Origin of the sequence: Sphingomonas sp., from assembly GCF_041661825.1 — a bacterium.
Taxonomy (GTDB): Bacteria; Pseudomonadota; Alphaproteobacteria; order Sphingomonadales; family Sphingomonadaceae; genus Sphingomonas.
The window spans coordinates 1,461,449-1,486,463 of sequence record NZ_JBAZTU010000001.1 but is presented as its reverse complement, the minus strand read 5'-3'; the positions used below and the strand labels follow the sequence as shown (position 1 = coordinate 1,486,463).

20 protein-coding genes are annotated in these 25,015 nt (G+C 67.0%); 9 read left to right on the top strand and 11 right to left on the bottom strand.

The window, feature by feature from the left end; translation table 11 throughout:
• Nucleotides 1-18 precede the first annotated feature (18 nt).
• Nucleotides 19-213 (top strand): hypothetical protein, encoded by a 195-nt coding sequence (locus tag WC729_RS06790; RefSeq protein ID WP_372850839.1) that lies wholly within the window; start codon nucleotides 19-21, stop codon nucleotides 211-213.
• 76 nt (nucleotides 214-289) lie between these two features.
• The gene (locus WC729_RS06785; protein ID WP_372850837.1) at nucleotides 290-1,069 is read left to right on the top strand and encodes an N-acyl homoserine lactonase family protein; all 780 of its coding nucleotides are present in this window, start codon (nucleotides 290-292) and stop codon (nucleotides 1,067-1,069) included.
• Between the two features lie 7 nt (nucleotides 1,070-1,076).
• Here the strand turns inward: WC729_RS06785 and WC729_RS06780 are convergent, their stop codons facing one another.
• A complete protein-coding gene (locus WC729_RS06780; RefSeq protein ID WP_372850835.1) occupies nucleotides 1,077-2,024 on the bottom strand; it encodes a GGDEF domain-containing protein in 948 nt (315 codons plus the stop codon).
• Nucleotides 2,025-2,256: 232 nt separating this feature from the next.
• Between WC729_RS06780 and WC729_RS06775 the strand changes: the two genes are divergently transcribed.
• A complete protein-coding gene (locus tag WC729_RS06775) occupies nucleotides 2,257-3,393 on the top strand; it encodes an aminotransferase class I/II-fold pyridoxal phosphate-dependent enzyme (protein WP_372850833.1) in 1,137 nt (378 codons plus the stop codon).
• 341 nt (nucleotides 3,394-3,734) lie between these two features.
• Nucleotides 3,735-4,415: a response regulator transcription factor gene (locus WC729_RS06770; protein WP_372850831.1), complete on the top strand. Its 681-nt coding sequence runs from the start codon at nucleotides 3,735-3,737 to the stop codon at nucleotides 4,413-4,415.
• Between the two features lie 163 nt (nucleotides 4,416-4,578).
• On the opposite strand, the gene WC729_RS06765 is transcribed toward WC729_RS06770, so the two are convergent.
• The 7 genes from WC729_RS06765 to WC729_RS06735 all read right to left on the bottom strand — a co-directional run bounded on the left by WC729_RS06765 (nucleotide 4,579) and on the right by WC729_RS06735 (nucleotide 15,065).
• Nucleotides 4,579-6,393 (bottom strand): hypothetical protein, encoded by a 1,815-nt coding sequence (locus WC729_RS06765; protein ID WP_372850829.1) that lies wholly within the window; start codon nucleotides 6,391-6,393, stop codon nucleotides 4,579-4,581.
• A gap of 443 nt (nucleotides 6,394-6,836) precedes the next feature.
• Nucleotides 6,837-7,496, bottom strand: coding sequence for a peptidylprolyl isomerase (locus WC729_RS06760; protein ID WP_372850827.1), 660 nt, complete (start codon nucleotides 7,494-7,496; stop codon nucleotides 6,837-6,839).
• 203 nt (nucleotides 7,497-7,699) lie between these two features.
• Entirely contained in the window at nucleotides 7,700-9,118 is a 1,419-nt protein-coding gene (locus WC729_RS06755) for an efflux transporter outer membrane subunit (RefSeq protein ID WP_372850825.1), read from the bottom strand.
• 12 nt (nucleotides 9,119-9,130) lie between these two features.
• Nucleotides 9,131-12,307: an efflux RND transporter permease subunit gene (locus tag WC729_RS06750; protein ID WP_372850823.1), complete on the bottom strand. Its 3,177-nt coding sequence runs from the start codon at nucleotides 12,305-12,307 to the stop codon at nucleotides 9,131-9,133.
• Between the two features lie 149 nt (nucleotides 12,308-12,456).
• Nucleotides 12,457-13,725: an efflux RND transporter periplasmic adaptor subunit gene (locus tag WC729_RS06745; RefSeq protein WP_372850821.1), complete on the bottom strand. Its 1,269-nt coding sequence runs from the start codon at nucleotides 13,723-13,725 to the stop codon at nucleotides 12,457-12,459.
• Nucleotides 13,722-14,138: a hypothetical protein gene (locus tag WC729_RS06740; RefSeq protein ID WP_372850819.1), complete on the bottom strand. Its 417-nt coding sequence runs from the start codon at nucleotides 14,136-14,138 to the stop codon at nucleotides 13,722-13,724. The genes WC729_RS06745 and WC729_RS06740 overlap by 4 nt, the downstream gene beginning before the upstream one ends.
• Nucleotides 14,139-14,450: 312 nt before the next feature.
• Nucleotides 14,451-15,065 carry a TetR/AcrR family transcriptional regulator gene (locus WC729_RS06735; RefSeq protein WP_372850817.1) on the bottom strand — a complete coding sequence of 205 codons (615 nt, stop codon included), beginning with the start codon at nucleotides 15,063-15,065 and terminating at the stop codon, nucleotides 14,451-14,453.
• A 286-nt stretch (nucleotides 15,066-15,351) separates the two neighbouring features.
• On the opposite strand from WC729_RS06735, the gene WC729_RS06730 reads away from it, so the two are divergent.
• Nucleotides 15,352-17,613, top strand: a complete 2,262-nt coding sequence (locus tag WC729_RS06730) for a TonB-dependent hemoglobin/transferrin/lactoferrin family receptor (RefSeq protein WP_372850815.1) — start codon at nucleotides 15,352-15,354, stop codon at nucleotides 17,611-17,613.
• 122 nt (nucleotides 17,614-17,735) lie between these two features.
• Nucleotides 17,736-18,716, top strand: coding sequence for a DUF6607 family protein (locus WC729_RS06725; RefSeq protein ID WP_372850813.1), 981 nt, complete (start codon nucleotides 17,736-17,738; stop codon nucleotides 18,714-18,716).
• Nucleotides 18,717-18,856: 140 nt separating this feature from the next.
• Here WC729_RS06725 and WC729_RS06720 read toward each other — a convergent pair whose 3' ends face one another.
• Genes WC729_RS06720 through epsC form a run of 3 tightly spaced genes read right to left on the bottom strand, consistent with a single transcriptional unit; the run spans nucleotide 18,857 to nucleotide 21,042 of the window.
• The gene (locus tag WC729_RS06720) at nucleotides 18,857-19,165 is read right to left on the bottom strand and encodes a ribosomal protein L7/L12 (protein WP_372850811.1); all 309 of its coding nucleotides are present in this window, start codon (nucleotides 19,163-19,165) and stop codon (nucleotides 18,857-18,859) included.
• 1 nt (nucleotide 19,166) lies between these two features.
• Nucleotides 19,167-20,063 (bottom strand): TauD/TfdA dioxygenase family protein, encoded by an 897-nt coding sequence (locus tag WC729_RS06715; protein ID WP_372850809.1) that lies wholly within the window; start codon nucleotides 20,061-20,063, stop codon nucleotides 19,167-19,169.
• A 58-nt stretch (nucleotides 20,064-20,121) separates the two neighbouring features.
• Complete coding sequence (epsC, locus tag WC729_RS06710; protein WP_372850807.1) at nucleotides 20,122-21,042, bottom strand: serine O-acetyltransferase EpsC; 921 nt, start codon at nucleotides 21,040-21,042, stop codon at nucleotides 20,122-20,124.
• Nucleotides 21,043-21,294: 252 nt separating this feature from the next.
• Here epsC and WC729_RS06705 point away from each other — a divergent pair, with 252 nt between their 5' ends.
• Genes WC729_RS06705 through mprF form a run of 3 tightly spaced genes read left to right on the top strand, consistent with a single transcriptional unit; the run spans nucleotide 21,295 to nucleotide 25,015 of the window.
• The gene (locus WC729_RS06705) at nucleotides 21,295-22,059 is read left to right on the top strand and encodes an AcvB/VirJ family lysyl-phosphatidylglycerol hydrolase (RefSeq protein WP_372850805.1); all 765 of its coding nucleotides are present in this window, start codon (nucleotides 21,295-21,297) and stop codon (nucleotides 22,057-22,059) included.
• On the top strand, nucleotides 22,056-22,457 hold the full coding sequence (locus WC729_RS06700) for a DUF2147 domain-containing protein (RefSeq protein ID WP_372850803.1): 402 nt from the start codon (nucleotides 22,056-22,058) through the stop codon (nucleotides 22,455-22,457). Before WC729_RS06705 ends, WC729_RS06700 begins: the two co-directional genes overlap by 4 nt.
• Nucleotides 22,427-25,015 (top strand): bifunctional lysylphosphatidylglycerol flippase/synthetase MprF, encoded by a 2,589-nt coding sequence (gene mprF, locus WC729_RS06695; protein ID WP_372850801.1) that lies wholly within the window; start codon nucleotides 22,427-22,429, stop codon nucleotides 25,013-25,015. The genes WC729_RS06700 and mprF overlap by 31 nt, the downstream gene beginning before the upstream one ends.

The following is a 25,015-nucleotide window of genomic DNA, read 5'->3' as shown; positions in this document are numbered from 1 at the left end:
GGACGGGGGAGACGGAGCATGTTCTTGGCGGGAATCTGGGCATTCGCACTATTGCTGGTGGCAGTTTATTGCATTTGGCAGGCAGTGCGCGATTTCCGTCGCGGCGAGCGCGCGATGGGCTTGCTCGGCGCGGTCTGCGCCGGTCTCATCCTGCTCATGCCGATCAAGACTCAGGCGGTGAAAATTGACCTGCCCGTTCCGGTCAACCGCTGAACCGGAACGCTCCCCCAGCGGAGGGATGGTGTCTCCGGCGCGCTTTACCGTAAATCCTTTGCAAAGGATGGTCGCGATGATCCGTACGATGTTGCTCGCCGCAGCGCTGGCCTTCACCACCGCTGCTGCCCCGGCGAAACCCAAGGTCCAGCTCTGGCGCATCGACTGCGGCGATTTCGGCCCCAAGTCGCTGGTCAACAGCTGCTACCTGATCCGCCATGACGACAAGCTGATGATCTGGGACGCGGGCTTCCCCGGCGAATGGGTCGGCAAGCCGCTCTCGCCCGAGACGCGCTCGACAAACGTCCCCACCAGCCTCGTGTCGCAGCTCGCCCGGCTCGGCATCACGCCCGACCGGATCGACGTGGTCGCGATCAGCCACCTGCACTGGGACCATCTCGGCCAAGCGGCGAGCTTCCCCAAGGCCCGGCTGCTGATCGGCAAGGAGGATTGGGAAGCGCTCACCGCGCCCCAGCCCGACAGCCGTCTGGAGCCCGTCCGTCTCGCGTCCTGGATCAAGGGCGGCGCATCGATGGAGGCAGTTCCCGGTGACAAGGATGTCTTCGGCGACGGCACCGTGATGATGGTCGCGACGCCCGGCCATACCCTCGGCCATCATGCGCTGCTCGTCCGCCTGCCGCATTTCGGCGCGGTCATGCTCAGCGGCGACCTCTATCATTCGAGCGACCAATATCGCGACAAGCGGGTCTCGAAGGGCAATGCCGATCAGGCAAAGACGGCAGAGAGCATGCGCCGCTTCGATGCTCTGGCCACCGCGGAAAAGGCGACCGTCATCATCCAGCACGAATCCGGCGATGTGACAAAGCTGCCGCTATTCCCCAAGGCGGCGGAGTAGCGCGCCCTTACATACAGGCGTGCGGCACCTCGGGCAGTGCCCGGCGCACCCGGTTCCGTCCGGCATGCTTGGCCGCATACAGCGCTGCATCGGCCGCCGCGAACAAAGCCTCGGCGTCGAACGCATAGGGATCGCGCACCTCGGCGATGCCGGCCGATGCGCTGACCTTCAGCAAGTCGCCCCGCCAGTGGATCGCCGTCGACAGACGCGTCAGCTGGCGCTCGACCCGCAGTTCCAGCCGCCTGTCGGGCGATCCGGGCGGGATCAGCACGGCGAACTCGTCGCCGCCGATCCGCGCCACCATCAGCGCGTCGTTGAAGCCGGCGCAGAGCCGGTCGGCGATCGATTGCAGGCAGGCATCGCCCGCCGCATGACCGTGCCGGTCGTTGACCAGCTTGAACCCGTCGATGTCGAACAGGATGAGCGCGCCCAGCGGTTTCATCGGCGCGGCGCAATCGAGGAAGCGGCTCTGGAAGATCTGGCGGTTGGCCAGCCCGGTCAGCGGATCCTGCTCGGCCATGCGCCGCAACGTCTCCAGCCGCGCCCGCTCCTCGGTGATGTCCTGCTTCAGCCCATAAAGCTGGACCGGCCGCTCACCGTCACAGACAATATCGGCGGTCAGCCGCATCCAGCGCTCGGCCCCGTCGGTGCGCATGATCTTCGCGTCCATGGTGAAGGGCCGGCGCCGCACGATCGCATCGGCGCGCAAGCATTCCATCGCAATGCGGGATTCCTCGGCATACATGGAGGCGATCTCGCGCCGGTCGATGCGGGCGCTGCGCGGCAGGCCGAACAGGTCGTAGATGCCGGAAGTCCAGCTCAACGAATCGTCCGAAAGGTTGCAGCTCCACGCGCCGATCCCGGCCAGCGCCGTGGCGCGATCCAGCAGGTTTTCCGATCGGCTGCCCCCCAGCATTCCGATCTGCGGCGCCTGCCGGATCCATTCAACCTTCATCGCGCGGCCCCTCTCTCCGCGCATGCCCGCCGCTTTGCGTTCCCCTCATGCCTCATCCCTAGGGGAAAGTCCTTAACGGAGAGTAAGGATTTGCAATAAATCGGCACGTATAGTGTCGTTTATTTTGTGGCACGCGGCACGCCGAAAGCACGGTGTTGGCTGATCCCGGGTGAAATCCGCGCGGCAGGCGTCTATCGCCACTCAACCGTCCCCCGCAACAAAGGCCCCCTTCATGCCCGCCCTCCAGGATTTCCGGCTCGAGACCTATTTCTCCCGGTGGGAATTCGCGGCACGCTATCATCTGACGGCCTCCGATGCGCAGAGCATGACGCTTGGCGAACTGCTCGCCATGGCCGATCCTGCCGACCGGGAAGGGTTCGACCGCCTCTGGCTCGGTTATACCGAAACCTATGGCGCGCCCGCGCTGCGTGCGGAGATCGCCCGCACCTATGACGTCCGCGAAGCCGCCGACATCCTCTGCTTCGCCGGGGCCGAGGAAGGCATCTACATCGCCAACCACGTGCTGCTCGAGGCCGGCGATCACGCCATCGTCGTCACCCCCAATTACCAGGCAGCGGAGACGGTGCCGCTGTCGATCTGCGCCGTCACCGGGGTACCGCTCGATCCGGAGGACAATTGGAGCCTCGATCTCGACCGCGTCGCCGCGGCGATCCGGCCCGATACGAAGCTCGTCTCGATCAACTTTCCGCACAACCCGACTGGCCGGATCATCGATCGTGCGCTGCTGGACGGGCTGGTCGATCTCTGCCGCCAGCACGGCCTGTGGCTGTTCAGCGACGAAGTCTATCGCCTGCTCGGCCCCGACCCCGCCAGGCAGGTGCCGCAGGTAGCCGACCTGTACGAGCGCGGCCTGTCGCTGAACGTGATGTCCAAGGCGTACGGCCTGCCCGGCCTGCGCATCGGCTGGATCGCCTGCGCCGATCGCGACCTGCTCGTCCGCATGGAGCGGATGAAGCACTATCTTTCGATCTGCAATTCGGCGCCGAGCGAGCAGCTCGCGATCATTGGCTTGCGCAACCGCGCGGCGATCCTCGCCCGCAACAATGCGCTGGTCCGCGACAATCTCGATCTGCTCGACGGCTTCTTCGCTGAATTCCCCGACCTGTTCGACTGGCGCCGGCCCGATGGCGGCTGTGTCGGCTATCCCCGTTATCTGGGGCCCGGCACCGTCGACGATTTCGCGGCGGACCTGGTCGAGCAAGCCGGCGTGCTGCTCCTGCCCTCGGGCATCTACAGCTCGGATCTTTGCCCGACGCCGACCGACCGATTCCGCATCGGCTTCGGCCGCGCCGGCACGGCAGAAGGGCTCGCCGCGTTCCGGGCCTACCTCCATCGCAACGCCGGGTAATTTACCAGCTGTCCCGGGTATAATAGGCGGCACCCCAAGATGGGCATCTCGCGTCAGGAAATGGTGCGATGAATCTTCAATGAATCCAGTAAATCGACCAGTATATTCCGTTGTCGTCGAAATGATTCAGTAGAATTCGTTTCTTCAATGGAACGAACCATTCGTGACATATGTTGTACTAATCCAGATCAATTTTTCTGGGATGGCGTGGGTTTTATCGCACCAACTTGCTCCGGGTCGCAACACGCTCATCGGCGGAAGGCGCTTTCCGTACAGGCCGTACTCTCAACAGGGGAAGGTCGACTGTAGTTTCCAGCGTTTCCTCATTGAGGATACCGGCAATGACACGCACAACCTATCTCGTCGACGACGACGCCGCCGTCCGCAATGCGATGCGCGGCCTGCTCGACCTTCAGCCGGATCAGACCCTTCTGGATTTCGGCAGCGGAGAAGCTTTTCTCGATGTGGCGGGGGAGGTCGATCCCGGCGTCCTGCTGCTCGATCTCAACATGCCGCGCTTGGGCGGCATGGAGGTGCTTCAGGCGCTTCGGGCCTTTCCCGGCAAATTCGCCGTCCTCGTCCTGACGGGCATGGGCACCGTGCCGCGCGCGCTCGATGCGATGCGCGACGGCGTGTTCGATTTCCTCGAAAAACCCTGTCCGGTCGAACAGTTGCTCGACACCGTCGATGCCGCCCATGCCGACCTCGCGCTGAAACGGGAAGCGATCGCCGGCGCGGACAAGGCCAAGGCTCAGATCGACACGCTGTCGGGCCGCGAGCGCGATGTGCTGATGGGCTTGCTCGATGGCCTGGCGAACAAGAACATCGCCTTTGCGCTGGATATCAGTGCGCGCACGGTGGAGATTTACCGTGCGAACCTGATGCACAAGCTTCAGGTGCGGTCGCTTCCCGCGGTCATGCGGATCGCCTTTGCGGCCGGGATGGCGCCAGGCGGTCAGACGCCCCGTACCGAGGATCTCAGCGGCATCATGACGGGCCGCGACAGGCTCGCGCCGATCTGATCCACCAGGGCGCCCTGCGGTCAGCTTTCCTGCGGTGCCGTGTCCGTGGGAAGAAGGTCGTGACGCGCATTCACGCATCACGAGCCTGACGATGGTGCGCCGCCCTTCTCCTTCGGCTTCTCGCCACCCTGGCCACCTGCGCGCCGCCGGAGCGATCGGTCCGTTACAGCCGCGTGATCACGACATAGAGCAGCAACAGATACAGCCCGAAGCCGATCCAGCCCAGCAGCCCGGCAAAAGCCGCCGCGAACAGGAACAGCGCGGCGCCGAGACCGATCACCAGCCCCAGGATCAGACCCAGCGACAGCGGCGGCAGCCAGCCCAGCGCGATCGCCCAGCTGGCCTGGCGCGGAACATAATCGAGATCGAGGCCCTGCGGCGGCAGGCCGTCGACGACGAAGCGGGCGATATCGTCCCACTGGCTTTCGCGGATGCCGGCACCGTGCCCGCCAGCGACATAATCGATCTGGTGTGACTGCGCCGCGCCGATCGTCACGCAGCTGATCCGCGCTCCGCTGACCGGCACGGCATCGCGCTGGGCAAGTTGGTCGAAGCCGTGATGCCCGGCGCTGCCCAGGTCGAGCGCCTTGAGGCGCGATAGACCGTTGGGGAAGATCGCAACGACCCAGTCCTTGCTCGCGACATAGTTCAGCACGGCGTCCACCTGCCGCCACTTGCCGGTGATGGCGCGGTGCCAGTCATATTGGCGGCGCACCACGCTGCCGGCGAACACGATCCGGCGGAAGCGGGCGGCGGGATAATCCTCCAGCGCGCGTGCGGCGAGATAGGTGCCGTTGGAGTGGCCGACATAGGAGAAATCGGCATTGGGATAGAGCGCCCGCCATTCGGCATAGCTGTCCATCATCCAGCGCACCTTGGCGCGGCGAACCCAGGGCAGGACGAACGGCACCATGGCGAGATAGCCATAGCTCAGCGTCATCGCGCGGACCTTGCGCGGTGTGCCCGTCGCCGTTGCGTCGGCTGCCCGCTCCATGATCTTGCGTGCGATCTTGCGGGTCCAGAAGCCCCGGTCGCGGATGCCGTGGATGACGAAGACCACGTCGGTAACCGTCGGGTCGCCGTCCGGCGCGGCGCCGTTCACCGCGAAGCTGTTGGGAATGGCGACCGGATCGCCGCGCGCGTCGCGTAGCGCGCGCAATTCCGCCGGGCTCTCGCGCAGCGCCGCCATGAAACGCCATTTGCGGTCGCGATTGCCCGCATCGTCCATCGCGATCGCAGTGGGATGGTTGGTATGAGGCAATTCGATCAGCACGAAACTGTCGCTGGTCAGGTCGACCGCGAAATCGATCGTATCGTCGGGTGCTACGGTATCGTCCTGCGATCCCAGGAGCTGGACCACCTGGATCGGCGCCTCCCGCCGCCGCCGGGTCAGGGCGAGCCATTGCAGGCGGGTCTGGACGATGAAGGGCGCGCCCTGGCGAATGCGCAGCAGGGTCCAGCGGCCGTTGAGGAAGATATCGCCGATCAGGATCAGGAAGGCCCACCATGCCGCGATCACCGGATTGGCAGCCGCATTCAGCGACCAGCCCCGCGCCATGCCGGCGAGCATCACCAGCCGGTCGATCCGGCCGGCCCATGGCTTGGCCTCGACATGATCTTCGAGCCCCGGTTCGAACGGCGCATCGGCCGTCTCGCCATGCGCGATGATCGTGGCCTTGCGGGCGATCAGCGATCCCATCGAATGGCCGACCAGCACGATCCGCGCATGATCCTGGCGCTGCATCAGGCCGTCGATCTTGTCGACCACCTTTGCCGCGATCAGCTCGGGCCGCGCGGCAGTGAGGGGAAAGGCATAAGGCAGCCGGGGGCAGAATATCGTCGCGTCGGGCCAGGTGGCGCGCACCGTCGCGGTCACTGCCGCCATCTTCAGCGGCGATCCCCTCAGGCCATGCAGCACGACGACCAGCGTGCCGCCGTCCGTTCCCCGATCCAGGCCGTCACGCGAGTCGATGCCCATTGCGCTTTCCCCCGTCAGCGTCGGCGCGAGGCTGCACCTTGCGGGGTGCATGGTCAACGAAGCCCGGCGGCGAATGGCGCCTGAATGGATGTTTCGACGATGACGGACCGGATGCGGGTTTATGTCGTCCCAGGCGCGATCGATTCAACCGCGAGCCCATTCGATGCATCGCGCACACCGGTCGGGACGCGACAATTCCGGCCGCGCTGTTTCTCATGATGGCCGATTGCTTACGCTTCGACCGTCCCTGTTTCCTGATTTTAGCCCGCTGTTACGCGGGAAATTTCCGCTGTTAATTCCATAACAGGGAAAAGGCGGGCCAATCTATTGAAATACCCGGCTAAAAATTGCCGAAAAATCCAACTTTTTCCCTGTTAATTCGCCAGAAAAAAACTGCGCCCTGTTATCGGCCTGGAACAGGGAGGCCAGCCGTCACCACGCCGCTATTTCACTCCGATCAGCCAGGGCTGCACCACGCCGGTCGGTTTGGGCGTCCCGTCGATCCGCTCGGCCCGGATCAGCGGCACGGGCTTCAGGATCATCTGCCCCTTCATCGGGCCGGATCCTGCGCCGATCGGCTGGGCGAGAATCTTGCGCACCACCTCCATGCCCTCGACGACCCGGCCGAACGCGGCGTAGCCGGTGTACCCCGGCTTCGCGTCCATGCTCGGATGCGCGCCGAGCATGATCGCGAAATTGCCGGTCGCGCCATTCTCGTCGCGGCCATGCGCCATCGAGATCACCGTATCGAGATGGCGGATGCCGGTCCGGTTGGTCGGCTCGAGCGGCACCGGCGACGGCAACATACGCCGCGCATCCGTGCCGATCCCGCCCTGGACGAAACCGTAGGTCGGGTCGGCCTTGCTCCGCGCCGAGCGGTAGAAGCTGGTATTGTCCAGCCGCTTGTCGTCGACATAAGCGAGGAAGTTCGCGGTGGTCTTGGGCGCACGCTTCGCGTCGAGCGCGATCACGATCGGCCCGAGCGCGGTGACGATCCGCACGCGCACCGTCCCCGGTGCGGGCCGGTTGAGGTGCTGTTGCGGCATGGCTGGCGTCGCAGTTGCCAGCGCCACGAGGGCGAAAAGGGAGAGAATCGGGCGCATCGGGCTCGCTCGAAGGGGGTGAAGCCCCTGCGAGCTAGGGGTTGGGCGAGGTCGACGCAAGCGGCGCGCCGAAAACCCTCTCCCAGCGGGAGAGGGAGGGCCCCGCCGCGAAGCGGTGGGAGGGTGAGGGTGAACGGAATCGCTCGGGTCACCCTCACCCTTCCGCGCTTCGCGCTCCCTCCCTCTCCCGCTGGGAGAGGGGTTTATCGTGCGGCGATCACCGGCCGCTGCCAGCCGCCGCCGAGCGACCGGAACAGGTCGATCTGCGCGCTGGCGATCCGAGCATCCGCGGCTGCCAGATCGGCGTCCGCGTCTGCGAAGGTCCGCTCCGCATCGAGCACTTCGAGGAAGTCGATCTGCCCCTCGCGCTGACGGGCGCGGGTGATGCGGGCCGCCGCTTCGGCGCCGTCGCGCGCTGCCTGCAGGGCGGCCCGGCGCCGCAACTCGCCCTGATAGGCGGACAGGGCCGTCTCGGTCTCCTCCAGCGCCTGGAGCACCGTGCCGTCGAACGACGCAAGCGCCTCGCGGCTGTCTGCCTCGGCGCCGGCGATGCGTGAGCGGGCCGCTTCCTGATTGGGGAAGGACCAGCTGATCAGCGGCCCCACCAGGAAGCGCAGCGCGCCGCCGGTGAACAGATCGCCAATGCTGGCGCTGCTCGACCCGATCGATCCGCCGAGCGAGATGCGCGGGTAAAGCTCGGCCGTCGCCACGCCGATCCGCGCCGTCGCTGCCGCCAGCCGTTGCTCGGCCGCGCGCACATCGGGGCGCCGGGCAAGCAGGGCCTGGCCGTCGCCGACCGGGATCGGCTGGTCGAGATGCGGCGTGTCGGTGCGCGCCGCGGCGATCTCGGGCAGTTCCTGCGGCGTGCGGCCGGTCAGGGTCGCCAGCCGGAACAGTGCCGCCTGGCGCTGCGCCTCGATCGCGGGGACGAGCGCGGCGCGCTGGTCGCGCAACGTGGTGATGCGCACCTGGTCGAGCTTGGCCGCGCGGCCGGCCTCGACCCGCTTGCCGGTCAGCGTCGCGGACTTGTCGAGCAGCTCGACGATATGCTTGGCGACGCCAAGCCGCTCGGCCGAGGACGCGGCATCGACATAGGCCCGCGTGGTCGCGGCGACCACCGCGACTCGCACGGCGTCCGCATCGGCATCCGCCGCGCGGACGTCGCCGCGCGCTGCCTCGATGTTGCGGCGGACGCGGCCGGCCAGGTCGACCTCATAGGCGACGCTCAGGCCGACATCATAGGACTCGCCCTCGGACGCCGTGCCGGGCAGGCGCTGGCCGTCGGGGGTGCGGCCATAGCCGCTGGTCGCGCCGATCGTCGCCTGGGGCAGCCGGTCCGACCGGACGCCGCGCAGCGAGGCGCGCGCCTTGTCGAGCCGCGCGACCGCCACGCGGATATCGGTGTTGGCGGCCAGCGCGTCGGCGACGAGCTGGTCGAGCGTCGGGTCGCGGTAGAGCTGCCACCAGCGGTCGTCCGCCTGGGCGGTCGAGACGCCGGGGTTGGCGCTGCCGATGAACTGCCCCGCCGCCTTGGGCGGGGCCACCGGCGCGACGAAGTCGGGGCCGGCCGCGCAGGCTGACAGGGCCAGCGCGGAGATCGATGCAAGCAATAGCTGTTTCATGACGGCCGCTCCTTATTCGGCGGGCTGAAGGGTCGCTGGCAGGTCATGCTCGCGACGGCGGGAGAACCGCACCGCGAGCGCCCGGCAGACGACGTAGAAGGTCGGCGTGAAGAGCAGGCCGAAGGCCGTGACCCCGATCATCCCGAAGAACACCGCGGTGCCCAGCGCCTGGCGAAGCTCGGCGCCTGCCCCGCTCGCCAGCACCAGCGGCACCGTGCCGAGGATGAAGGCGAAGCTGGTCATCAGGATCGGGCGGAGACGGGTCTGTGCTGCCCGCACTGCCGCCTCGACCGGCGACAGGCCATCCTGCTCCTCGGCCTGCTTGGCGAACTCGACCACGAGGATCGCGTTCTTCGCGGCCAGCGCGATCAGCACGACCAGGCCGATCTGGGTCAGGACGTTGTTGTCCATACCCCGCAGGTTCACGCCGGTCATCGCGGCGAGCAGACACATCGGCACGATCAGCACGATGGCGAGGGGCAGGGTGACGCTCTCATATTGCGCCGCCAGCACCAGGAAGACGAACACCACGGCCATCAGGAAGACGATGCCGGCCGTGCTGCCTGCCGCCTTTTGCTGATACGCGATGCCCGTCCACTCATGCGAGTAACCGGCGGGCAGGGTGGAGTCGGCGAGCTTCTCCATCGTCACCAGCGACTGGCCCGAGGAGAAACCCGGTGCCGTATCGCCATCCACCTCGACCGCGGGGAAGAGGTTGTAGCGCACGACCCGGTACGGCCCGGTCTTGTCCTGGAAGGTCGCGACCGATCCGATCGGCACCATCTGGCCCGAGTTGGAGCGGGTCTTCAGGTTCGCGATGTCCGCAGTGGTATTACGGAACGGCGCATCGGCCTGGGCCGTGACGCGGTAGGTGCGCCCGAGCAGGTTGAAATCGTTCACGAATGCCGAACCGAGATAGACCTGCAGCGCCTCGAACACCCGCTCCGGCGGCACGCCGAGCATGTTCGCCTTGGTCCGGTCGACATCGGTGAAGATGCGCGGCGTCGCGGTGTCGAAGAAGGTGTAGATCTGCGCAAGCCCGCTGGTCTGATTGGCCTTGCCGATCAGGTCATAGGAGTTCTTGCCGAGATCGGCGTAACCGCGCCCCTCGGTATCCTGCACCATCATGCGGTATCCGCCGGCCGAGCCGATGCCCTGGATCAGCGGCGGCGGCACGATCAGCAGCCGCGCCTCGTTCACGTCCGCGGTCGCCTTGCGCGCCTCGTCCATGATGCCCGCAAAGGTGACGCCCAGCTTCTCGCGCTCGGCAAAGCTCTTCAGCGGGAAGTAAGCGGCGGCCGAATTGGGCGCGAGCGTCTGCGACGGGCCGTCGAAACCGGCCAGCATCACCGAACCCTCGATGCCCTTGAGCGGCAGGATCTTGGCTGCGACCTTGCGCATCACAGCGTCGGTCCGCTCGATCGAAGAGCCCGGCGGCAACTGGATCACGGTGAGGAAATAGCCCTGGTCCTGCGCCGGCACGAAGCCGGTCGGCGTGATCCAGAACACCCCGCCGGTCAGCGCGATGAGGCCCGCATAAGCGAACATCATCTTCTTCGGTGCATTGACCAGTTTGCGGGTGAGGCTGGCATAGCCGACGCTCATCCGCTCGAACCCGCGGTTGAACGCATCGCCGGCACGGCCGATGATCCGCTGGAACCGGTTGCCCTCGTCCGTCCTCTCCTTGTGGCGGAGCAGCAGGGCGGCGAGCGCGGGCGACAGGGTCAGCGACAGGACGAGCGAGATGATCGTCGCGGTCGAGATGGTCACCGCGAACTGGCGGTAGAAGGCGCCCGACAGGCCGGTCAGGAACACCGTCGGCACGAACACTGCGCAGAGCACCAGCACGATCGCGACCAGCGCGCCCGACACTTCGTCCATCGACGTGCGCGCCGCCTCTAACGGGGAGAGCCCGCGCTCGAGATTGCGCTCGACATTCTCCACGACGACGATCGCGTCGTCGACCACCACGCCGATCGCCAGCACCAGCCCGAACAGCGACAGGTTGTTGAGTGAGTAACCGAACGCGGCGAGCACCGCGAAGGTACCGATCAGTGAGACCGGGATCGCGACCACCGGGATAATCGCCGCACGCCATTTCTGGAGAAACACCAGGATGACGAGCACGACCAGGATGACCGCCTCGAACAGCGTGTCCTTCACCGCGTCGATCGACTGGGCGATAAACTCGGTGGGGTTGTAGATGACCTTGTACTCGAGCCCCTTGGGGAAATGGGCGGACATCGCCTTCATCTCGCGTTCGACGCCCTGTGCGGCGGCGAGCGCGTTGGAGCCGGGGCGCTGGAACGCTGCGACGATCACCGTCGGCTGGCCGCTGAGATAGGTATTGGTGCCGTAATCCTGCGCGCCGAGCTCGACCCGGGCGACGTCCGACACCTTGACCTGGCGGCCATCGGGGTCGGTACGGATCACCACATCGGCGAATTGCTTGGGGTCGGTCAGGCGGCCCTGCGTCTCGACATTGAGCTGAAACGCATTGCCGCTGGCATAAGGCGGCTGGCCGAGCGTGCCGGCGGCGACCTGCACGTTCTGCGCCCGCAGCGCTGCGACGATCTCGCCGGCGGTCAGGTCGAGCGCGGCGGCGCGGCCCGGATCGATCCAGACGCGCATCGAATAGTCGCGCGACCCGAACAGCTGCACGTCGCCCACACCGTCGATCCGGCTCAGCCGGTCGCGCACCTGGGTGAGCGCATAGTTGGAGATATAGCCGCGATCGAGGCTGTTGTCGGGCGAGATCAGGTTCACGACCATCAGGAAGTCGGGCGACGTCTTGCGCGTCACCACGCCAAGCCGCTGCACTTCCTCGGGGAGGCGCGGCACTGCGATGGCGACGCGGTTCTGCACCAGCACCTGCGCGGCATCGAGATCGGTGCCCTGCTTGAAGGTGACGGTGATGACGACCTTGCCGTCACCGGTCGATTGTGACGACTGGTACAGCATGTTGTCGACGCCATTGATCTCCTGCTCGATCGGCGCAGCGACGGTCTCCGCGACCGTCTCGGCCGAGGCGCCCGGATAGCCGGCGCTGACGGTCACGGTCGGCGGGACGATGTCGGGATATTGCGAGACCGGGAGAGACCAGTAAGCGATCGCCCCGACAAGGGTGATGACGACCGCGATCACCGCGGCGAAGATCGGGCGCGTGATGAAGAAGCGCGAGAGGCGCATGGATTTCGTCCTTTGAAAAAAGGGTCGCTTGTTCGGGTCTCGTGTCGCCCTCACCCTTCCGGCGCTTCGCGCCTCCTTCCCTCTCCCGCCGGGAGAGGGAAGGGGCCCGCTCGGCGCAGCCGAGTGGGAAGGGTGAGGGTGAAAGCCCTTTAGTTCGCGATCGTCGCCTCACCGGCGACCGGCAGCGACACCGCCGGTCCGGTCGTGGCCGCCGCCGTGGCACCGATCCGGCCCGCCTTGGGTGCGACCTTCGCGCCGGGCATCGCCATCTGGTTACCGGCGATGATCACCCGGTCGGTCGACTTCAGGCCCGACCGCACGATGCGCAGGCCGTCGACTACCGGACCCAGCTCGACCGGCTTGGCCGAGACCTGGTTCTGCGCGTCGACCGTCAGCACGATTTTCCGCGCCTGGTCGGTCTGGATCGCCGTGTCGGGCACGAGCAGGGCCTGGGCCTTGCCGCCGGCGGCGAGGCGCATATTGCCGAACATGCCGGGCGTCAGGAAATAGCCCGGGTTGGACAGTACCGCGCGGCCGCGGATCGTGCCGCTGCGCTGGTCCAGGCCATTGTCGGTGAAGTCCAGGCGGCCCTTCCAGCGATGCTCGGTCTCGTCCTGCAGCTGGATCTCGACTGCGGCCGGCTCGGCGCCGGGCTGACGGGCGCGCTGGGTCTTCAGGTACAGCGCCTCCGATCCGTCGAAGGTGAAGTAGATCGGGTCGAGCGCGTTGATCGTGGTCAGCACCGAGCCGTTGGTGCCTTCGCCGCCCGCGACCTGGTTGCCGGCATCGACCTTGCGGTCGGAGATGCGCCCGGCGATCGGCGCGCGGACCTGCGTGAACTCGACGTCGAGCGCACGAGCCCGGAGCCGGGCATCGGCCGCGGCGACGGCCGCCGACGCCGCCTGGACACGCGCGCGGAGCGAGTCGACTTCGCCCGCCGACACTGCCTCATCGGCGATCAGCCGTTGAGCGCGGCCGAGATCGGCCTGCGCCAGCGCCAGCGCGCTGCGGGCACTCGCTGCATTCGCGCGGGCCTCGGCCAGCGCTGCGTTGAACGGGCGGGGATCGATGGTGAAGAGCAACTGGCCCTTGCGCACGATCTCACCGTCGCGGAAGTGGATGCCGGTCACTTCGCCCGCCACGCGCGGACGGATCTCGACCGTGCGGCTCGGGGCGAAGCGGCCGACATAATCGTCCCATTCGCTGACGTCGCGCACCAGAGGTGCCGCGACCGTTACCGCCGGAGGGGGAGGGGCGGCGGCAACGGCCGGGGACTCACCGGCCAGCTTGGTGCCGGCCGCGGCGACGAGCGCCAGGGGGATAAGGACGATCGCCGCACGCCGCGTTCGCGACATGCGGTTGAAGCCGTCGACCAGCGGTCGCGCGGTCGTGCTTTCGATAGGGGTGATCATGTTCATGCGGCGATCCTTGGATTGGCGTAGATCTGGACGAGGCCGACACGGTCACCGGTGACGCTCGCCACCAGGGTCTCGGCCTGGGAAAGGGTGAAGCCGGCGTCGAGGAACCGGTCGATCTCGGCCTGGGCGATGGCATAGCCACGGCGCCAGGCATGGACGGCGAGCCGCCGCAGCGCTTCGAGCTTGCTGTCGGCCAGCCGCGAGCGGGTGCCGATGCCGAACAGGCCGCCGAGCGCGCGGGACACCCGGCCGGGCTCCTCCAGGCTGGACAGGCTGTCGCGGCGCGACACCGCGATCACGCTCCATTCGAGCGCCGAGAAGCGAGCGGTCTCGCCGTCCGGCGCGACCGACACCTCCATGGCGCGGCTGCGGACGGGGGCGGCGAACATATTGTCGATGTCGAGATAGGCCATGGCGATTCCCTTTGAATGATTGGCCACGGGACCCCGATCGCGAAGACGGCATGTCTTGCGGGCGGATGCGCTCGGGGCGTGAAAGGTCGGCAAAGGACAGCCTCACGCCGTCCGTTCGTCGATCCTCGAAAATGATGATGCGCGATTGGCCTCAGGCCGCTCGCAGGTGGTTCAGCAGTCCGACTTGGTCATGGGCGTTTCCCTCCGCCATGGCGAGCCGGTGAAGGACCCGCATTCAATACCAATCGGTATATAACGTTATGCTGCGGCGCGTCAAGCGCCTTTCATACCGGTGGGTACAATTAATTTCAATCAGCGAGTGGGCCAGACCGACAGGCTGGTTTCGACCAGCTGGCTCAGCTCCTGGCAGGTCGCGCCGGAACCCGCCTGGACCGAGAGTCCCTGCAGCAGCGCGGTGAGATAACGCACCAGCGCGACCGGCTCGATCGTCTCGGGCAGGTCGCCCTCTTCCTTAGCCCGCTCGAACCGCGCGATCATCGCGGCCTCGGACGAGGCACGGCGCTTGACCACCTCGGCCTTGATCGATTCGGCTTCGACGCCGCAGGCACTCATGCTGATCACGCCAAGGCACCCCTTGGGATCGCATGTGCTCATCTGGATTTCGAGCGCGCCGCGCAGCAGCTTCTCCGCCACCCCGCGCGCCGTCGGCGCGTCGAGCGCGTAGCGCATATAAGCAAGCTTTTCGCGCTCGTAGAGGTCGAGCGCCTTGTGGAACAGGGCTTCCTTGTTGCCGAACGCAGCGTAGAGACTCGGCTTGGTGATGCCCATCTCGGCCGTGAGTTCGGACATGGACGCGCCCTCATACCCGCGGCTCCAGAAGACCCGGAGAGCGGAGGCGAGCGCGCTTTCCACGCAGAATTCCCGGGGCCGTCCTTTGACTGCTGCCGGGGCGAGAATCTGTTCCATACCGATCGGTATATAGCGCGCTTTCCGTAAACGTCCAGTACCTCAAAAATCCTCCCCGGCACGAGGAGGGGGACCATTCGCTTCTTCCAGCGAATGGTGGAGGGGGATTTCCGCAGACGGTACGCTTGGGGATGTCCCCCTCCACCACCCGCCTGAAGAAGGCGGGCGGTCCCCCTCCCCGTGCCGGGGAGGAATTGCAGTGAATTGACACCCGCCTCTGTCGCTCCTAGCAGATGCAAACGCGAATCACTCGCATTAGCATCTAGCACGACATCTCGGGGGTACCATGATCGACCATATCACCACGCCGCGCGGGGCTATCCGCGGGGGCTCGGCCGCGCTCGCGATCGCCTGGGTGCTGGCCGCCGGCACGGCGCACGCTGCCGACGAGGCTCGCCCGGCCGATGAGGACAAGGATCTCGTCACTGTCACAGCGACGCGCATCCCGCAGCCGGTCGCGGACGTGCCTGCCACCGTCACCGTGATCACAGCCGACACGATTGCCGATCAGCTCGCCTCCGACGTCAAGGATCTGGTCCGCTTCGAACCCGGCGTCAGCGTCCGCCGCGCGCCCGCCCGCTTCGGTGCGGCGCAGGGTGTCACCGGGCGTGACGGCAATGCCGGTTTCAACATTCGCGGGCTCGAGGGCAACCGCGTGCTGATCCAGGTCGATGGCGTGCGCGTGCCCGACGGCTTCGAATTCGGCGCGCAGAGCGCCGGGCGCGGCGACTATGTCGATCTCGGCGTGATCAAGTCGGTCGAGATCCTGCGCGGCCCGGCCTCGGCGCTCTATGGCAGCGACGGCTTGGCCGGCGCGGTCAGCTTCGTGACCAGCGACCCGCAGGATTTCCTCACCGGCGGCAAGAGCTTCGGCGGCATCGCCCGTGCCGGCTTCGATTCGGCCGACGACCAATTCTCCGAAACCGGCATCGTCGCCGGCGCGATCGGCAACTGGTCGGCGATGCTGGCCTATACCGGCCGCGACGGACAGGAGCTCGACAACAAGGGCACGAACACATCACCCAACGCGAACCGCACCGCACCGAACCCGCAGGACACCAACTCCAATGCGGTGCTGGCCAAGCTCGTCTGGACGCCCGACGGCCATAACCGCCTTCGCCTCACCTATGATCATCTCGACGGCCATGTGCGCACCAATGTGCTGAGTGGTATCTCGAACGCGCCAACGATCCCGGCGACCGGCGTGATCGGTCTGACGGCGAGCGACCACACCAGGCGCAACCGCGTCAGCGTCGACTGGCGCTATACCGGCACTGGCGCGATCGCCTCGGCGCAGCTCACCGCCTGGTATCAGGATGGCGAGAACCGCCAGTTCACTGCGGAAGACCGCAACACCGCCGCCGACCGCACGCGGCTCAACACCTTCGAGAACCGGGTCTATGGCGCGAGCGTCGAGGTGCGCAGCGACTTTTCGACTGGGTCGCTGACGCACAAGCTGGTTTACGGCGGCGATGCCAGCTTTACCCGGCAAAAGGGATTGCGCGACGGCACCGTGCCGACGCCGCCCGACGTCTTCCCTACCCGGGCCTTCCCGGTGACCGATTATACGCTGGCCGGTGCGTGGCTGGCCGACGAGATCGGCATTGGCGGTGGGGTGGTGACGCTGCATCCTGCGCTACGCTTCGACCACTACAGTCTCGATCCGCAGAACGACCCGTTGCTGCCCGCATTCGCCGCAGCGGAGCAGAGCGATTCCCGCATCTCGCCCAAGCTCGGACTGGTGGTGCGGCCGGTGGAGGGTGTGCGGCTGTTCGCCAATTATGCGCGCGGCTTCAAGGCACCCTCGCCGACTCAGGTAAACCAGTTCTTCCAGAACCTGTCGCAAGGCTACACGTCGATCCCCAACCCCAATCTGCGCCCGGAAACGAGCGAGACCTGGGAAGGCGGGGTCAAGCTCGGTACCGGGCCGATCAACGCGGACGTCACAGGCTTCACCGGCCGGTACAAGGATTTCATCAGCCAGGAAGTGGTGAGCGGCGGCTTCACGCCCGCCAATCCGGCGGTGTTCCAGTTCATCAACCTCAACCGGGTGAAGATCGAAGGCGTCGAAGGCAAGCTCGAGGCACGCAGCGGCGGCTTCAGCGGCCGGCTCGCGGCCAGCTACGCCAAGGGGACGGTCACCGGTACGGGCGGCGCGAAGTCGCCGCTGTCGACGATCGATCCGGTCAAGCTGGTCGGCGGGATCGGCTATGATGCGTCCGACCGCCGCTTCGGTGGGCAGATCGTCGCCACGCATTCCGCACAGAAGCCGAAGTCCGCGACGACCTATGTCGGCACGAGCGGCCCGGCGAGCATCTGCACCGGCGTCGGCGGCTGCTTCCGCCCGGGTGGGTTCACGATCGTCGACGCGACGGCCTATGTCCGCGTCGCCAAGGTGCTGACTCTGAGGGCCGGCATCTTCAACATCTTCGACAGGAAATATGCCTGGTGGAGCGACGTCCGCGGCCTCGCCGCCAGCTCGGCGGTCACTGACGCCTATACCCAGCCCGGCCGCAACGCGAGCGTGTCCCTGACGGCAAAATTCTAACCCGGTTTCCCCCTCCCTTCCTCTCCGGGAGGGGCTGGGGAGAGAAGCAGTCGCACCCCCCGGATTTGCCCCCCGGGACTGTTTCTCTCCCCCTCTTGTCCAGACATCGAGGAGCCATGCTCATGAAGACATTCTCGTTTCGCCTGGTGCTCGCCGCCAGCCTGCTCGCTCTCCCGCTCGCGCCAGCGCTTGCCGACGGCCCGGTCGTGCCGCGCAGCGCTGCCGAGGAAAAAGCGGCGTTCGAGGCGGATCGCGCTGCGATCCTCGCCATGGCTGGCAATTACAAGGTGACCTTCGACATGAAGGAAACCACGCCTTGGCGCGCCGATTACACCCCGATTCCCGCCAAGATCTCGGGTGGGCATGAAAGCGTCCGCGTGATCGAGGACAGCGGTCGCCACATCGTGCTGCAGCACATGCTGGTCGTCACCAGTGAGGGCAAAACCATGGTGATCAAGCATTGGCGCCAGGACTGGAGCTTCGAGCCCGCCTCGTTCCTCGCTTATGCCGGCAATGGCCGCTGGAATGTCGAAGCGATCCCGGACCGCATGCGCAAGAGCCGCTGGTCGCAGACCGTGTGGCAGACCGACGATTCCCCGCGTTACGGCGGTTGGGGCGAATGGACCGACGACGGCGGCGTGCGGCGTTGGCGCAGCAGCTGGACCTGGCGCCCGCTCGCCCGCCGCGACGCGGTGCGCCACCCGCGCTACGATCGTTATCTCGCCATCAACCGCCACTCGCCCTCGCCGGCGGGCTGGATCCACTGGCAGGACAATATCAAGATGGGCCCGGTCGACGGGAAGATCGTGCCCTTCGTGCAGGAAACGGTGCTCAACACCTATGCGAAGGACGATAAGTACGACGTGAAGGCGGCCGACGATTACTGGGCCGCCACGAAGGATTATTGGGCGGCGATCCGCGGGGCGTGGGACGCGGCCATCGCGAAGGATAAGGGGGTCTCGGTCGCCGAAGTCGCCGAGACCGGGTCAGCCTCGGGCGAGCGGCTGATGGACTATGCGGATCAGATCCAGACGGGCAAGCTGACCACTGCGGCGGCGATCGACCAGGGCAAGGCGGTTATTGCCGAGGTGACGAAGCGGTAGAGCGGCCCCCACTTCCCACCGTCATGCCGGACTTGTTCCGGGATCCATGCTTCCGCGCGCGCAACAGGCGTTGTGTTTGCGGAACGATGGACCCCGGAACAAGTCCGGGGTGACGGGAGTGATTGAGCCGGGCGACTCGCCTATTCGAGCGACTCCACCAGGTCCTTGGTTTCCTTCAACCCCAGATGCGTCGCATCGCGAGCAAGCTTGATCGCATCGATCTTGCGCCCCGCGGAAAGCAGCGCGCGAACCTGTTCCTCCACCTCGGGCGGCAAAGAGGTAGTCGGCGCGTCGATCGGAGTGCCTCGCGCAACCGGCGGCGCGCGATAGGCCGGCGCCCGTGCGCCGCCCATCAGCGGATCGCGCCCGCGCCCCGATCGCAGGGCCAGGGCAAGCACCACCAGGAAGACGACCCCGATCGCGATCAGCACGGGAACGGGTATGAACATCTTACCGCGTCACCACATCGCCGGAGACCGTCACCCGCTCCAGCACGCGATCGGCCGGCCAGTAATCGCCGACGGCATAATGCTGAGTCGAGCGATTGTCCCAGATGCCGATCGCGTTCGGCGTCCAGCGGAAGCGGACCTGATATTCGGGCACCTTGATCCGCTCATAGAGCAGGCGCAGCAGCTCCTTGCTCTCCTCCTCGGGGATGCCGAGGATCCGCGTCGTGAAGGTGTAGTTGACGTAGAGGATCTTCTCGCCGGTCTCGGGATGCGTGCGCACCACCGGATGCGCCACCGCCGGGAAATCGCGGGCGAGCTGCGCCCGTTTCTCTTCGCTCACCCGCCCGCCGAAGCTCGCGACGATGTCGTGCTCCGCGTCGAGGGTCGCGATGCGATCCTTCACCGGCTGGGGCAGGCCCTCATAGGCGGCCGCCGTATCCGACCAGATCGTGTCGCCGCCCAGCGCCGGCAGCAACCGGGCGCGTAACACCGAGGCGATCGACGGCCGTTCGCGGAAGGTCACGTCGGTATGCCATTTGTTATAGGCCTTGAACGGCGTGAACGTGTCGGACGTGAGCTGCACGCCCTCGACGCCCCGGATCACCAGTACTTCGGGATAGCCCTCGACATGCGGGATGACCGGATGGCCCTCCAGCTCGCCGAATAGCCGGCCCACGCGGAGATGGCTTTCATAGTCGATATCCTGATCGCGGAAAAAGATCACCTTGTGGGTGAGCCACGCCTCGCGGACGATCTCGGCCACGCTGTCGTCGAGCCGCTGGTTCAGCCCGACGCCCGATATCTCCGCCCCGATCGTCGGGGTCGAGGGCATGATGACGATCCCGCGCGACGCCGCGCGTTCCTGCAGGTCGGTCCGGATGTTCAAAGCGGTCGCCATGGCGATCTCCTCTCGATGCTCAATGTCTGCCCTTGCACAAGGTTGCGCAATGGGGGTCTCACCCTTCCGGAAACAGCGCTGGCCCCTCTCCTTCAGCGAACGACAGGGCCGGCGGCTGCATCACCAGCGCGCCTGGCGCGACATCCTCGGTCACCCACACATTGCCGCCGATCGTCGCGCCGCGGCCGATCCTGACCCGGCCGAGGATCGTCGCGCCGGCATAGACCACCACATCGTCCTCGACGATCGGGTGGCGGGCGAAGCGTTCGCGCACGCTGTGCCCGTCCTCGGGCGGCAGGCGCCGCGCGCCGAGCGTGACATGCTGGTAGAGCCGCACGCGTGCGCCGATGATCGCGGTCTCGCCGATCACCACGCCGGTGCCGTGATCGATGAAGAAGCTCGGCCCGATCGTCGCGCCCGGATGGATGTCGATGCCGGTGCGCGCGTTGGCGATCTCCGAGATGACGCGCGCCACCAGCGGCGCGCCCAGCTCGAACAGCTGGTGCGCCAGCCGGTGGTACATCACGGCGACCGCGCAAGGGTAGCAGATCAGGATTTCGTCGACGCTGCGCGCGGCGGGGTCGCCCTGAAAGGCCGCGGCGACGTCGCTGTCGATCAGCCGGCGGATCTCGGGCAGCGCGGCGGCGAACAGGCGGACGATGGTGTCGCCGTGATCGCATTCGAACCGGTCGCCGGTCTCCGCCTCCCAATAGCGCAGCTCGCGCGCGATCTCCGCTTCGAGCAGGCCGAACGCCTGTTCGAGCCGCAGCCGGACGAAGACATCCTCGGTCGTCCCCTCGAAATGGCCGAGCCGCTGCGGGAACAACGCCGCCTCGAGATGCTCGAGCATGAACTCCAGCGCCACGCGCGAGGGAAAGCGCGCCGTGCCGGCACTGGCGTGGCGCTGGTGCGCGGCGCGCCAGTCCCGCCGCGCCGAGGCGAGGCCCAGCACGACGCTGTCGATCGAATCATCGGCCATCAACATATCGCACCTTCGCCTTGCTCAACGCGCCATATTCCTATCAGTTAGGTAGGATATAAAAAGCCAAGTTCGCCTTGTCGCTCCGAAAGCGCGACTAACCGGGGCGCGGATTTGCCCCCAAACCTAAGTCTGCATTCTCCCTGCCGCGGACTGCTCCCATTTCCGCAGGATGAGCAGCACCGCTTCAGATGACGGGTTTTTCATGTTCCATCCATCACGGCGTCAGACGGGTGGGCATAGGGGCATGCGATGAAAACCATCCTCCCCGGCTCCGCGTCCCGCCGCGGTTCCTCGCCCAGGGCGCTCCGCTGGATCGGCGGAATCGCGCTGGTCGCTTCCGCTGCGCTGCTGGTCGTGGCGGCAATCGCCGGCTTCTTCGATCGCGATCCGATCCGCCTGTTCGGTGATTTCGGGCGCGGGCGCGTGCCGGTCGTCGCCTTGTTCTTCTCGGGCGACCTGGGCCTGCGTTTCGGCATGGGGCCGCATGTCACGCAGGGGCTGGCCGTGCGCGGCATCCCGGTGATGGGGGTGAATTCCCCGACGGTCTTCGGCCGGCACCGCAGCCGGGCTGAGGTTGACGGGCTGGTCGCCGACGCCGTGCGCGGGGCGCTTGCGCGGGCGCATGCCGATCGGGTCGTGCTGATCGGCCAGTCCTTCGGGTCGGACGTGCTTGGCACTGGCGCCGCGCGCCTGCCGGCCGACCTGAAATCGAAGGTCGCGGCGATCGTGCTCGTGGTGCCGGGCCAGACTGTGTTCTTCCGCGCCGACCCCACCAGCCTCGCCTATCGCGGTACACCCGACGCGCAAGCGCTGGATGCGGCGCGAACCCTGTCCTGGGCGCCGCTGACCTGCATCTATGGCGCGCGCGAGACCGACAGCCTGTGCCCGTTGCTCACGGCACCGGTGAAACGGATCGCGTTGCCGGGCGGGCATTTCCTGGACAATGATCCGCGCCGGCTGATCGCGACGATCCTCGGCGCGCTGCGCCCCGTGCTGTCGGGGGTTCACGCATGATCGCCGCGCTCCTGCTGATGCTCGCCGGCGCGCCGGCCGGCGGCGGTGGCATGACCGCGACGCGCGATTTGCCGATCGGCCTGTGGCAGAATCCCAAGGCTACGCTCCGGGTGCGGACCGCGCCGTGCGGCGATGCCTTGTGCGGCGCCATCGCCGCCGCGACCCCGACGGCCGAAGCCGATGCGCGCGATGCCGGAGTCGACAAGCTGATCGGCATCCAGTTGCTCAAGGACTATCGCAGGATCGGGCCCGATCGCTGGGCCGGCACCGTCTATGTGCCCGACATGGGCCACAGCTTCTCCTCGCGGATCGAGCGGCTCTCGCCCGATACGCTGAAGATCTCCGGCTGCCTGATCGGAGGATTCCTGTGCAAGTCGCAGATCTGGAAACGCGTCTGATCCGCGCTCCGGCGCGGTCGGGCGCGGCGCAGTGGATGCTGCGGCACCGTCGCTGGCTGGTCGCGCTGGCAGTGCTGGTCGTCGCCTCGCTGGGTTTCGCGGCGCTCCATGCGCTGCTCGCCGAGGTGCGGCTGAAGGAAGTGCGCGCCGCGCTGCACGACATTCCGGATGAAAGGATCGGGCTGGCGCTGGCACTGACGATCGGCAGCTATCTTTGCCTGACGCTGTATGACCTGCTGGCGCTCCGGGCGATCGGCCGGCCGGTGCCGTGGCGCACCGCGGCGCTGGCGTCGTTCACCAGCTATACGGTCAGCCACAATCTCGGACTGTCGCTGCTGACTGGCGGATCGGCGCGCTACCGCGTCTATGCCAATGCCGGGCTCGAACTCGGCGATGTGGCGCGGGTGACCCTGCTTGCCTCGGCCACCTTCTGGGGTGGCGTGGCCGTTGTCGGCGCGGCGGCCCTGTTTTTCGCAGGCGGGCCGATCGACCTCGGCGTCGTCGCCATCGCGCCGCTTGCCGGGCATGTCGTGGGCGCGGCGCTGCTGCTGATCGTTGCGCTGCTGTTCGTCGCACGCGCTTTCGGGCGCGAGCGCATCGGCCGGGGCGATTTCATGCTGCCGGTACCGGCGCTGCCGATCATGTCGGCGCAGGTCGGCGTGGCGGCGCTCGATCTGCTGCTCGCTGCCGCCACGCTTTATGTCCTGATCCCTACGGCCTCCGCGCCGCCGCTCGACCTGTTCCTGGTCGCCTATGCGGTCGGGCTCGTCGCCGTGCTGGTCACGCATGTGCCTGGCGGCATCGGCGTGTTCGAGGCGGTCATGCTGGCGATAGTCCCGGGCGACCGGCCCGGCCTGTTCGCAGCGCTGCTGCTCTACCGCGTCATCTATTATCTCCTGCCGCTCGCCGCCGCCGCCGGCCTGCTCGGGGTCCTTGAAGGACGGCGCCTGCGCCGGCCGATCGCGGTCGGCGTGTCGATGGTCGAGCAAGCCAGCCGCGCATTGGCGCCGCCGCTGCTCGCCGCCCTGGTCTTCACCGGCGGGCTGGTGCTGCTCGTGTCGGGCGCGCTGCCTGCGGTGCATGATCGCATCTTCTGGCTGGCCGATATCTTGCCGCTGCCCTTTATCGAGGCCTCGCATTTCTCGGCGAGCCTCGCCGGCACCGCGCTGATCCTGGTCTCGCCCGCGATCAACGCCCGGCTGCGCAGCGGCTTCATCGCAGCGCGGCTGCTGCTGGTCGGCGGCGCCGTCTTCTCGATCCTGAAGGGCGTGGACTATGAGGAAGCGGCGATCCTGACGGTGATCGCCGGCATATTGCAATATTGCCGCCCGGCCTTTTACCGCCGCGCCGGCGTGTTCGACGCGCCGTTCCAGCGGTTGTGGCTCGCCGCCGCGATGGTCGCGCTCGCGCTCAGCCTCTGGGCGGGCTTCTTCGCCTACAAGCATGTGCCCTATTCGACCGATCTATGGTGGGAGTTCGCCTGGAAGGGCAATGCCCCGCGCTTCCTGCGCGCGAGCGTCGGCGCGATGGTCATCCTGGTCGCGGTGGCGGCGTGGCGGCTGCTCGCTGCGCCGGTGCGGGCGCATGGCGAAAGCGTGCTGTCACGCGAAGTGGCCGATCGCGCGCTGGCCGTCGCGCCGCGCGCGGATTCGGCGTTGGCCTTCACTGGCGACAAGCATTTCATCGTCTCGGCCTCGGCCGACGCGTTCCTGATGTACCGCGTCCAGGGAAGGACATGGGTCGTGATGGGCGATCCCGTTGGCCCGGTCGCCGCCTGGTCGGAACTGGTGTGGCGGATCCGGACCGAATGCGATGCGGCGCATGGCCGGCTCTGCTTCTACCAGGCGAGCACCGAGATGCTGCCCTTGCTGGTCGAGCTCGGCCTGCAGACGATGAAATATGGCGAGGAAGCGCATGTCCCGCTCGATCGCTTCACGCTTGACGGCCCGGCGGCCAAGTCGCTGCGCCATTCGGTGCGCCGCGCCGATGCGGCAGGCCTGCGCTTCGAGATTCTGCCCGCCGCCGATATCGCCGCTTATGGCCCGGCGCTGAAGCAGGTGTCCGATGCCTGGCTGCGCGGCAAGGCAGGCGGCGAGAAGCGCTTCAGCATCGGCCGGTTCGACCCCGATTACGTCACTCGCTTCGATTGCGCCGTATTGTGGCAGGAGGGCCGCATCGTCGCCTTCGCCAATATCTGGGCGACGCGGAACAAGGGCGAACTGTCGGTCGACCTGATGCGGCATCTGCCCGACACGCCTTACGGCACGATGGATTCCTTGCTCGTCCGGCTGATGCAATGGGGTGCCGTACAGGGCTATCGCCGCTTCAACCTGGGCATGGCGCCTTTGTCCGGATTGGGCGGCGGGCGGCTCGCCCCCGGCTGGTCGCGGATCGGCCACGCGATCTACGGCCATGCCGAGGCACTGTACGGCTTTGCTGGCCTGCGGTCGTTCAAGGCGAAGTTCCATCCCGACTGGCAGCCGCGCTATGTCGCGACTCCACCCGGCCTGCCCGCCGCGCGCGCGATGATCGACCTGATCGCGTTGATCGGCGGTTGA

Coding starts and splice junctions, on each gene's coding strand:
- WC729_RS06765 (WP_372850829.1), bottom strand. CDS start 6,393: ATGGGCATCGACTCGCGTGACGGCCTGGATCGGGGAACGGACGGCGGC.
- WC729_RS06715 (WP_372850809.1), bottom strand. CDS start 20,063: ATGGCGACCGCTTTGAACATCCGGACCGACCTGCAGGAACGCGCGGCG.
- WC729_RS06750 (WP_372850823.1), bottom strand. CDS start 12,307: ATGCGCCTCTCGCGCTTCTTCATCACGCGCCCGATCTTCGCCGCGGTG.
- WC729_RS06740 (WP_372850819.1), bottom strand. CDS start 14,138: ATGGCCTATCTCGACATCGACAATATGTTCGCCGCCCCCGTCCGCAGC.
- WC729_RS06770 (WP_372850831.1), top strand. CDS start 3,735: ATGACACGCACAACCTATCTCGTCGACGACGACGCCGCCGTCCGCAAT.
- WC729_RS06790 (WP_372850839.1), top strand. CDS start 19: ATGTTCTTGGCGGGAATCTGGGCATTCGCACTATTGCTGGTGGCAGTT.
- epsC (WP_372850807.1), bottom strand. CDS start 21,042: ATGGCCGATGATTCGATCGACAGCGTCGTGCTGGGCCTCGCCTCGGCG.
- WC729_RS06730 (WP_372850815.1), top strand. CDS start 15,352: ATGATCGACCATATCACCACGCCGCGCGGGGCTATCCGCGGGGGCTCG.
- WC729_RS06745 (WP_372850821.1), bottom strand. CDS start 13,725: ATGAACATGATCACCCCTATCGAAAGCACGACCGCGCGACCGCTGGTC.
- WC729_RS06780 (WP_372850835.1), bottom strand. CDS start 2,024: ATGAAGGTTGAATGGATCCGGCAGGCGCCGCAGATCGGAATGCTGGGG.
- WC729_RS06755 (WP_372850825.1), bottom strand. CDS start 9,118: ATGAAACAGCTATTGCTTGCATCGATCTCCGCGCTGGCCCTGTCAGCC.
- WC729_RS06720 (WP_372850811.1), bottom strand. CDS start 19,165: ATGTTCATACCCGTTCCCGTGCTGATCGCGATCGGGGTCGTCTTCCTG.
- WC729_RS06700 (WP_372850803.1), top strand. CDS start 22,056: ATGATCGCCGCGCTCCTGCTGATGCTCGCCGGCGCGCCGGCCGGCGGC.
- WC729_RS06760 (WP_372850827.1), bottom strand. CDS start 7,496: ATGCGCCCGATTCTCTCCCTTTTCGCCCTCGTGGCGCTGGCAACTGCG.
- WC729_RS06785 (WP_372850837.1), top strand. CDS start 290: ATGATCCGTACGATGTTGCTCGCCGCAGCGCTGGCCTTCACCACCGCT.
- WC729_RS06725 (WP_372850813.1), top strand. CDS start 17,736: ATGAAGACATTCTCGTTTCGCCTGGTGCTCGCCGCCAGCCTGCTCGCT.
- WC729_RS06735 (WP_372850817.1), bottom strand. CDS start 15,065: ATGGAACAGATTCTCGCCCCGGCAGCAGTCAAAGGACGGCCCCGGGAA.
- WC729_RS06775 (WP_372850833.1), top strand. CDS start 2,257: ATGCCCGCCCTCCAGGATTTCCGGCTCGAGACCTATTTCTCCCGGTGG.
- WC729_RS06705 (WP_372850805.1), top strand. CDS start 21,295: ATGAAAACCATCCTCCCCGGCTCCGCGTCCCGCCGCGGTTCCTCGCCC.